This is a genomic window from Pseudorhodoplanes sp. (genome assembly GCF_050250235.1).
In the GTDB taxonomy this organism is placed as follows: domain Bacteria; phylum Pseudomonadota; class Alphaproteobacteria; order Rhizobiales; family Xanthobacteraceae; genus Pseudorhodoplanes.
The window spans coordinates 1-3,266 of record NZ_JBFWPA010000302.1; the positions used below are offsets into that span (position 1 = coordinate 1).

Sequence of the window (3,266 nt, forward strand, 5' to 3'; positions counted from 1 at the left end):
CCAGCTTGCGGTGTTGTTGGCCGGATCGGCGTCCACCAGCGTATTCCAAAACCACGTTTCGCCCTGGCGCCAATCTATGAGAAGATGCTTTGCAAGGAAGGACGCGACCACCATGCGCACGCGATTGTGCATCCATCCGGTTGCCCAAAGTTCTCGCATGCCCGCATCAACGATAGGGTAGCCTGTCCTGCCTTGTTGCCACGCGCGTAGAGCTTCATCGTCACTGCGCCATGGCATGGCGTCGAACTTGGGCTGCAGGTTCTGCCTCGCCATGTCGGGATTATAGTAGAGCAGGTGGTATGAGAACTCCCGCCATCCCAACTCCGATCGGAATTTTTCCAGATTGCGATGAGGCGTTGAAAGATGGGACGCGTTAGCAGCTGCGGTGACCGCGTGCCAAACTTGCCGGGCGCAGATATTGCCGAAGCGCAGATATGGCGAAAGCCGCGATGTCGCGGAACGATCGGGAAAATCCCTGCTATCGGCGTATTCGCCGAAATGCTCGTCCAGAAATTTTTCGAGCTGATCATGAGCACCCGCTTCTCCGCGCCGCCAGCTTGATCTCAGTCCACCAGCCCAATCTGGGGACGAGGGCTCGAGCGCCAGCTTGCTGAGTTCAATTGCCATTGGCTCTCGGTCGAAGGAGCCATTGAACAGGTCAAGCTGTGACGGGGCGGGTAACGGCTGATCGGGTTCGCCGGCATCGTGCGCAGCACGCCAAAATGCGGAAAATACACGAAACGGCCCGCCGGCCTTTGTCTTCATCGACCACGGCTCGTAAAGCAGATGGCCATTGAAACTCTGGGCTTCTGTCCCCTGCGCCTTGAGTGCGGTCTTGACCCCTTCGTCGATTCGGCGCTCGGCCGCTCCGTATCGGCGATTCCAGTATACCGCCGCAGCCTTGCAGCTAGCCGCAAGCCTAGGGATAGCCGTCGCCGCCGCTCCTCTGTGGATCAAAAGCTGCCCACCACGTCTACGCAACTCGGTATCCAACTCCCGCAAAGCGCCATGAAGCCACCATCGGGCCGCGCCACCAAGCGGGCGGACCCCTGCGGACTCCTCGTCGTGGAGGAAGATGCAGATGATTTTTCGGCCTGAACTGGCGGCAGCATTCAGCGCCGGGTTGTCGGCTAGACGAAGATCGTCGCGAAACCAGACGATAACTGGACGCTCTGAATCGATGGTTGCTACGTCGTCGGCCATGTGATTCCGGCTAACCGTTCAGTCGCCAGATTTCAAAGTTCAGCACAGATGCAAACGCGACCCATACCGCAAGCGGCACCAGACACAACGCTGCGACAAGATCGAGCCTGCGAAAACGGACGATCGTTGCCAGGATGAGCAAAGATTGGGGAACTATGTTCAGAAGCCCGGCCAGGGGGTTATTCAAGGCGAAAAATAGCCACGACCACCCCGCATTGAACGCGAGTTGCAAGAAGAATAGCGCCAATGCTTTTCGACGTTCGGCATCCCTGTCAGCGACCTTCAGGATGCGCCAGACTGCATAGGCCATCAACAGGTAGAGGGCCGTCCAGACAGGCGCAAAGATCCAGTTCGGCGGGTTGAATGACGGTTTGATAAGCCCGGCATACCAAGAGACCAGGTTGGGATACGTTGCCCACTGCCCCAAAAGCGATGCGACGATTACCGGGACAACCGCAATCGAGGCCGTCGACCACCACGACAACTTGTTGTGAATGTCTGTTGAATCTGTTCGCACAACCATACCTGGATACGGATCGACGCATTAAGCAGTTAGCTTTATGCTTTCCTACGGACAGCAGAAAACAATGGATCATTTCTGCTTCAATTTCGCACGCCTTTCGAGGCTCTGCCGACCGGCCGTCAAGCGGGGCCACGCAGCGGTATGATCAAACAACTAGCCTCTCCCGCCGGGCTGATTACACTCGCGCAACAAGAATGACCTTCTCAATGATTCCGACGTGACGTTATGCTGCTTGGCTCACCACCTCGCGACGCCAGCATCCCTGGCTGGGGTCCACGCTTCTTGGAAGTCGTATGGCTGACGATAGCCAAAGATCGTCTAGCTCGCCCAACTTCGCTGCGTCGAAGTCGGCGATATGCTCCCAGTACCTGCCGTTCTCGACAAAGTAAGCCAACTGCGATTCCAGCGCCTCCGCGCGCTTTACAGAAGTTGCGTCGGTTGCCGCTCTGGACATCGTTTTCATTGCTTCGAGCCGACGCACCGTCATTTTCTGGAACAAGTCGAGGCTGCTGCGCGGGATGGCGAGACGGCTCTCTGGGAGCTGCGAAAGATTTAGGCACAGCGTCCCCTCGCGGAGAGCATATTGAAACAACCGGCAGGATTTAGCTTCCAGGTTTCGGAGCGTGACGTCATCGCGCAGCGGATCGGGCGATCCCTTGCCGTAAAAGTGCGTAGGGCCATCGGGCGCGTAGATCATGTCGCAGCCGGCGAAGGCTAGTATATCGGGTTTCAGAGTTTTCAATGCCCAGTAAGCGGCCGTAAACGCCATCGTTCCGCCCGCGTAGACAAAGCCGCCAAACCAGTTTTGAGCCGGGACAAATTCGGTCGATTTCACGATCGCCGAACAGCGCGGTATTGTACTTGGCAAGCGCCCATCGGGAAAGTCGTCGGCGTGTACGAGATAGTCCCAATCCTCTCTAACACGCCACGCGTTGTTGATCGCGACGATGGAACTGAAAACTTCGCGCTGCCAAAGCCTGCTGTGCACTGCATCCGGCGCGCTTCCAAGGATCAACACGGTATTCAGCATTTGACGTCCTGATTAAGCTAAATGTGGGTCGACCGAACGGCCGACCCATACCTTCCGGCGTGCATCACGCATGCCTGTCGCGTGATGCGAAGGACCCGGAGCCTCATGATTTCGATATCTCAACTTTACTGATGTTCATGACCTCATTAGATCGCTAGCTATATGCGATCGTGATGCTGCGCATCTGTACTCAGTAATCTCTCTCCATTGCCAAGCGCTCACTCGACGAAGACCACTGTTCCAGCTTCCGTGAGCTTGCTCCCTCACCATCACTGCGCCAAGCCCACTGAAAATGGCACTTTATGGAAACATTAGCGGCCGATTGACGTGCCCGGCTCTCCGAGTTTCGTATGCCGGGGGGCAGCACTCAAAGAGCCGGGCTCGCGCCATAGTAGCTTCCACCCAACAGTTCCCTGCGGCCTCACGGACCGCAGGATAGAAGCGCAACGTCTGGCGCGAAGCCCGACATGCTTTTGGTGAGGGGCCAATTCATGTCGGGTACATCGGCAT

The 3,266-nt window shown here is 57.1% G+C and carries 3 protein-coding genes; all 3 read right to left on the reverse strand.

Annotation, left to right across the window (positions count from 1 at the left end; genetic code table 11):
• The coding region (locus AB7F49_RS39080) for a cryptochrome/photolyase family protein (protein WP_428533329.1) at positions 1-1,203 on the reverse strand (1,203 nt) is incomplete at its 3' end.
• Between the two features lie 10 nt (positions 1,204-1,213).
• Positions 1,214-1,726 carry a TspO/MBR family protein gene (locus tag AB7F49_RS39085; RefSeq protein ID WP_428533331.1) on the reverse strand — a complete coding sequence of 171 codons (513 nt, stop codon included), beginning with the start codon at positions 1,724-1,726 and terminating at the stop codon, positions 1,214-1,216.
• A gap of 223 nt (positions 1,727-1,949) precedes the next feature.
• Positions 1,950-2,756, reverse strand: a complete 807-nt coding sequence (locus tag AB7F49_RS39090) for a hypothetical protein (protein WP_428533334.1) — start codon at positions 2,754-2,756, stop codon at positions 1,950-1,952.
• Between the last annotated feature and the right edge of the window lie 510 nt (positions 2,757-3,266).